This window comes from Ruegeria sp. YKSF131 (assembly GCF_059612645.1).
Genome location: NZ_JBXWQZ010000112.1, coordinates 1 through 5,422 on the forward strand (window position 1 = coordinate 1; position 5,422 = coordinate 5,422).

At 57.4% G+C, this 5,422-nt stretch carries 5 protein-coding genes; 3 read left to right on the forward strand and 2 right to left on the reverse strand.

The window, feature by feature from the left end; translation table 11 throughout:
• Window positions 1-336: 336 nt before the first annotated feature.
• Together AC2FLZ_RS21590 and AC2FLZ_RS21595 are read right to left on the reverse strand one after the other, a co-directional pair.
• Complete coding sequence (locus AC2FLZ_RS21590; protein ID WP_480496617.1) at window positions 337-1,512, reverse strand: alpha/beta hydrolase; 1,176 nt, start codon at window positions 1,510-1,512, stop codon at window positions 337-339.
• 264 nt (window positions 1,513-1,776) lie between these two features.
• Complete coding sequence (locus AC2FLZ_RS21595; RefSeq protein ID WP_496812000.1) at window positions 1,777-2,802, reverse strand: helix-turn-helix domain-containing protein; 1,026 nt, start codon at window positions 2,800-2,802, stop codon at window positions 1,777-1,779.
• Window positions 2,803-2,952: 150 nt separating this feature from the next.
• On the opposite strand from AC2FLZ_RS21595, the gene AC2FLZ_RS21600 reads away from it, so the two are divergent.
• Genes AC2FLZ_RS21600 through AC2FLZ_RS21610 form a run of 3 tightly spaced genes read left to right on the forward strand, consistent with a single transcriptional unit; the run spans window position 2,953 to window position 5,276 of the window.
• The gene (locus AC2FLZ_RS21600; protein ID WP_496882757.1) at window positions 2,953-4,017 is read left to right on the forward strand and encodes a DUF1214 domain-containing protein; all 1,065 of its coding nucleotides are present in this window, start codon (window positions 2,953-2,955) and stop codon (window positions 4,015-4,017) included.
• A gap of 15 nt (window positions 4,018-4,032) precedes the next feature.
• Entirely contained in the window at window positions 4,033-5,037 is a 1,005-nt protein-coding gene (locus AC2FLZ_RS21605; RefSeq protein WP_496882758.1) for a DUF1214 domain-containing protein, read from the forward strand.
• A gap of 20 nt (window positions 5,038-5,057) precedes the next feature.
• Window positions 5,058-5,276 carry a YMGG-like glycine zipper-containing protein gene (locus AC2FLZ_RS21610; protein ID WP_480477721.1) on the forward strand — a complete coding sequence of 73 codons (219 nt, stop codon included), beginning with the start codon at window positions 5,058-5,060 and terminating at the stop codon, window positions 5,274-5,276.
• Window positions 5,277-5,422: the final 146 nt, after the last annotated feature.

Genomic DNA, 5,422 nt, shown 5'->3' on the forward strand with positions numbered 1-5,422 from the left:
CAGTGTATACCGTCAGTTCCGTTTCCGATGCCGCAGCCGTCGCCGTCAGTAAACCGAACGCCAAAACCGCATAAATTGATCTCTTCTGTTTCATGGTTGTCCTCTGTTGGTGAATTGTTTGACAGGTTCGCCATTCTTGCGCGGCGTTAAATTCACATTTGAGCATTCGCATCTTGACAGATTAATATGCCAAGAAAAATCGATTATACCTTCAAAGTCATAAGCCTGACCTATGGATAAACTTACTTATGAGATTCGGAATGATCAGACGAAGCTTCGTGTGGGAAGCTGGCCAGAATAGCGAACAGACGGGGAAAACCTAACGGTTCCTTTCCTTCAGTAAAAACGCCCCAGTTCCCTGATCCTTTGCGGATAATCATCTGGAAAACGCCAGATGATCTCTCCGGGTGCGCGCACCAGACCGCGCGCGGCGGGGTCTTTGTTGGTCAGCAATGATAGGAAAAGATCGCTGCTGGCCCATGGTGAAGACCGGAAATACCAATGTCCGTTGCCATTGCCCGCCTCTTCGGCATCCGTCACGTCGATGACATGCAGCCTTGGGGTCCGGGCCAATTCCGCTTGCACCGCAGGCACTGCTTCGCCGGGGGGCGAGGTCTCTCCGACGCGCTTGCGGCCAAAGACGAGCCTAGACATCGCCAGGGCGGAATCCGTTTGCGACTGATAGATCGTCAGGTCCGTAACCGCATCGAGTAGACCGTCCTCGATAGCATGAATGAAATAAGCACGGTCTAGATCGCTGCCGATCAGGATGAGTTTGCCCAACCGCGCGTTTCCCTCGGCCCCCAACGCGATTTGATAGGCGGCGTCAAAGGCCAGCCTTGTCCCGGCGCTGTAGCCGATCAGGTGGATGCGACGGGCATTGGTATGGGTCGAGAGAAAGGCAATCAACTCGCGCAGATAACGTCGCGAGGCCAGCGCCGATTCCTGATCACGGAAATAGGCCAGTGTATTTGGGGTTGCTGTCCAGTTGTAACTGATGAAAGCGCCCTGATAGCCCAGAAAATGCTGCAACTGGCTTGAGACTAGGGTGGAATAGTCGAAGTCCACATTATAGCCGTGGATGTAGATGAAAATGTCCTTGTTGGCCGATTGCGCCAACTGCGCATTGATTTGTGACGCAAAACGGCGACCGGCGGCTTCAACTTCGACACGGCTGGGTGGGGTATCCATGTATTTGATTGCGCTGAACGGCAAGATGCCGGTCTCGGCCACGCCCACCACACGCAGCCTATAGTCCTGATCTCGCGCCGCGGCGAGTGTTATGCGCCGTGCATTTTCCCAGCTTTCAAGCGGCGGGTCCGACGCAACCTGCGCGACACCCGCCCGCAGCACTTGCCCCCGTGCGTTATTGTAGCTTTTCTGTGGGTCGTCCGGTCCTGCGGGCTGGCGGTCTGTTGCGTAAAACAGTCGCGCCCGCGACTCGAAATTGCCCTCGGTCACATCCTCGAATGGATCAAGCGTGCCATCAGCAAAGACCGTTGGCGAAGGCATAATGTCAATTTCATTGTAGGTTTTCGCTGCACACCCAGTCAGGGCGACACAGATCAATAGCCACCAAAACCTACGCATCAGACCCTTAACGCTCCGTCATATTCCGGCCGCTTTGTGAATTTGCGGCACAAGATTTCACACATTTCTTTTGCAAATAGTCCGACATTGGCAATCGTTTATTGCCACGCGCGACCATAAGTATCAGCCGCAAATTGGGTGCGGTTTCGATGCCCGGCGCCCGCACCGGGCACGACCTCGATGGGTCTAGTCTGCCAAAACCGGGTCAGATCCTGCGCGTTGCTGGGTTCGATAGAGAGAGGGCGAAACGCCTGTCCAGCGGTTGAAGGCGCGTCGGAAGCTGCGGGGATCTTTATAGCCAAGCGTACTGGCGATCTGGTCAATAGACCTGTCGGTCTGGGTCAGCAAATGCTGTGCCTTGCTTTTTGCAAAGCGGGTTTGGACGGCGTTGAAGGACGTGCCTTCCTGACGCAGCGCGCGCTGCAGGGTTCGCGGCCCTATTGCAAGATGGCTTGCCACGGTATCCTCTGACATATCCGCGTTTGCGACAGTGATCTGCAATATCTGTTCCACTGCATCCCCAATGGTCTGCACAGGATTAACGCCCATCAACGCCGCCAGATCATCAAGATCAATGTTCGCGTCCAGACTGCGGGGCGAAGGGTTGCGCGTTTGCAAATCGCCCAGTCGGATGGCAATACCGGGCGGGCTGTCCCGAAGACGCACGGGGGCGCCAATCATCTCTTCGATCTTCGGGACATCGACTCGCGCCTCATGTGGCAGTTCAATCCAGTCCGGGTGCCAGCCTTCGCCCAGAAAGTGGCGGATAACGGTAGCGAGGACAAACACCGAGCCTTCGTCCAGATGTTTGTGACCCATGACCGTCAGCCCGACTGCACTGCGCCCGACCACGACATGGGTCTCGGTCTGACGAAATACGATCTCTGAACCTGGGTGTATCAGCAAGAACGCCCGTGCCCCGCGCGCCAGCGCGGTAGCCAGGTCAGGCGCGCTCAGCACAAAATTTGAATACGCGCCGTAACGCGCGTAATCGAATTTGCGGCCAATCCGGGCACCAAGAAGCCTGTCGCCCATCGCACGGGCCACCGTTTCAACCAGAATGCCCTCTGATGCGTAGGGTGCAAAACCCGCTTTCAGCGATAGAACAGAACGGTCCAGGCCGACCGCTTGAAGGGCGTCCGCAACGGTGCTCGCTCCGGCGAAATCTTCAAGCAGTTCCACGACATGGGCCAACTCGCGAATTGTAACCATGTTTCGACGCATTGGGTTAGTTTGTCGGGAATTGTCCGGTGACACAACCCGTCAAGGCGCTGCACAATCGCCCTGCGACAACGGGTTACACCGCCGTTCCCTCAACCCGTCATCACCGACGAAACCTGTGATTTCTTAAGGGACATGTTCGTGAGTAAGTCTTTCCCCCTCTCTCTCAGTCAGTCGCTGACGTTGCTGGCCACGATCTGGGCTCAGGCGGCGTATGCGCAGGATATGGACACAACCGTCGACAGTTTAAGTGACAGCCGCGAGATCCCGGTTACCATCGACAATTTCATCCGCGCCGCGACTGACCTTGAGCTGGGCAAATATGTGTCACTGGCCGGAGGCGTGAACAGGTTCTTTCACTTTCGCGAACCGACCCCGGTGGATGATCAACCAACAATCCGGATGAACCGCGACACGCTGTACAGCACCGCTGTTATCGACATCAGCGAAGGCGCAACCCTGACGCTGCCAAATGCAGATGGCCGCTATATGACCACAATGGTTCTCAATCAGGATCATTACATCGAAGAGGTGTTTCACGGTGGTGGCACCTATGCGCTGGATGTCGAGACTTTTGGCACGCCCTATGTTGTCGTCTTCATGCGCGTGTTGGTCGATGCCGCCGATCCTTCGGATGTGGCCACCGTCAACGCGTTGCAGGACCAGATGCTGGTCGAGGCCGGGTCGGCCCGTCCGTTCATCCTTCCCAATTATGACGAAGCCAGTTTTGAGGGGCTGTTACAGGGCATTCTGGCCCTCGGCCCCTTTGTGCCGGACAGTTCCCATATGTTCGGCGCGCGTGATCAGGTTCAGGCGGTCCGGCATCTGATCGGCACCGCTGGCGGTTGGGGTGGGTTGCCCGAGCATGAGGCCTATTACGTCAGTGTAGAACCAAATCTGCCAGTGGCCGAGTATCGCATCGATGTTCCCGCCGAGGTGCCGGTCGGGGCGTTCTGGTCTGTCAGCCTTTATAACGCCAGGGGCTTTTTCCAGCCCAACACGCAAGGTGCCTATAACGTCAATTCAGTGACAGGTGCGCGCAATGGTGATGGATCAATGACCATTCACCTGAGCGGGTGTATGGATGGGCGGGTCAACTGCCTGCCGATCATGGAGGGCTGGAACTATACCGTGCGGATGTATCAGCCCGGGCCCGAGGTTCTCGATGGGACGTGGAGCTTCCCCCCAGTTCGCCTTTTGAATTAACGGAAAGGATTTCTCATGCGACGTCTTCTTTTTGCCCTTGCGCTGTGTGTGCCCTCGATTGCCGCGTCAGAGGAGGTGCGCATCCACAACCTTGTGCGGGCGGAATCTGACACGATGATCCGGGCAAATCTTGCCGCCTATGGAGTAGGCGTGGGCGAAATCGTGCACGAACGTGCGCTGGTTTCGGCGGATGCTCCGCAGCCGATCATCCGCGCAAATCAGGACACGCTTTATTCCGCGGTGATCCTAGACCTATCCCAGCCGGTCCAGATCACTTTGCCCGAAAGCGATGGTCGCTTTCAGTCGATGCTGGCTATCAGCCAGGATCACCATGCCTTTGTCGAGGCAACGCCGGGCACCTATGACCTGACCGAGGAAAATGTCGGCACACGCTTTGCCTTTGTCCTGTTCCGTACATTCGCCGATGCCACGGATGCCGAAGATCTGGCCAGAGCGCATGCGGCGCAGGACGGGATCGAGCTCAGCGGCGGTGGCAACGGCCCGTTCGAAGCGCCGGACTGGGATATGGAAAGCCTGGCCGAGGCGCGCAAGGCGGTGAACGATCTGGCAAGCGCGGTCGGCTTTGATGCGGCCAATGCCTTTGGCCGCAAGGACGAGGTCGACCCGATTGATCACCTGGTCGGCGCCATCGCTGGTTGGGCAGGGCAACCGGCGACCACAGCCTCGGCCGTGATCGCCAGTGTCGATGCAAATGATGGCGAGACGCCCCATGCAATCACGGTCAACGACGTCCCGGTCGACGCGTTTTGGTCGATCACCGTTTACAATGCCGACGGCTATCTTGAGCCGAACGAGCTTGACCGCAACAGTTACAACAACGTTTCTGCCAAGCCCAACGAGGACGGGTCATACACTATCCACTTCGGTGCATGTGACGATGGCCGGATCAACTGTATCCCGACCCCGCCAAACTGGAATTACACCGTCCGCCTGTACCAGCCGCGCGCCGAAATTCTGGATGGAAGCTGGACCTTTCCATCGGCTGAACGGATCAACTGAACCGATAAGGAGACCGAGATATGCAGTTTTCGACAAAGTCACAGGCCACCGCACTCGCCCTGCTGATGGCCGCAATCCTGGCCTTGCCGCTGCCAGCCGAGGCCCAGTCGCAACGAACGAAGAACACGGTTGGCGGTGCCGTCGTGGGGGCTGGGGTGGGGTACCTCGTATCCGGCAGTGACGGCGCAAAAGCCGGAGCCGTCGTCGGTGCCATCGCAGGCTATCGTAAAAAGCGCTAAGGCCACGCTGCACGTGCCGCACACTGTTGAAGAAATGAGGTAGATCACATGAAACGAGTTTCCCTTACGGCTATTTTCGGGATGTGCATTGCAGCGCTGGCGAGCACTGCCTCTGCCGATGCGGAGATGGACGAAATCATCGCCGC

Bases quoted from the DNA above. Each gene is read 5' to 3' on its own strand.
- AC2FLZ_RS21590 (WP_480496617.1), bottom strand. From the start codon at position 1,512: ATGCCTTCGCCAACGGTCTTTGCTGATGGCACGCTTGATCCATTCGAG.
- AC2FLZ_RS21610 (WP_480477721.1), top strand. From the start codon at position 5,058: ATGCAGTTTTCGACAAAGTCACAGGCCACCGCACTCGCCCTGCTGATG.
- AC2FLZ_RS21605 (WP_496882758.1), top strand. From the start codon at position 4,033: ATGCGACGTCTTCTTTTTGCCCTTGCGCTGTGTGTGCCCTCGATTGCC.
- AC2FLZ_RS21595 (WP_496812000.1), bottom strand. From the start codon at position 2,802: ATGGTTACAATTCGCGAGTTGGCCCATGTCGTGGAACTGCTTGAAGAT.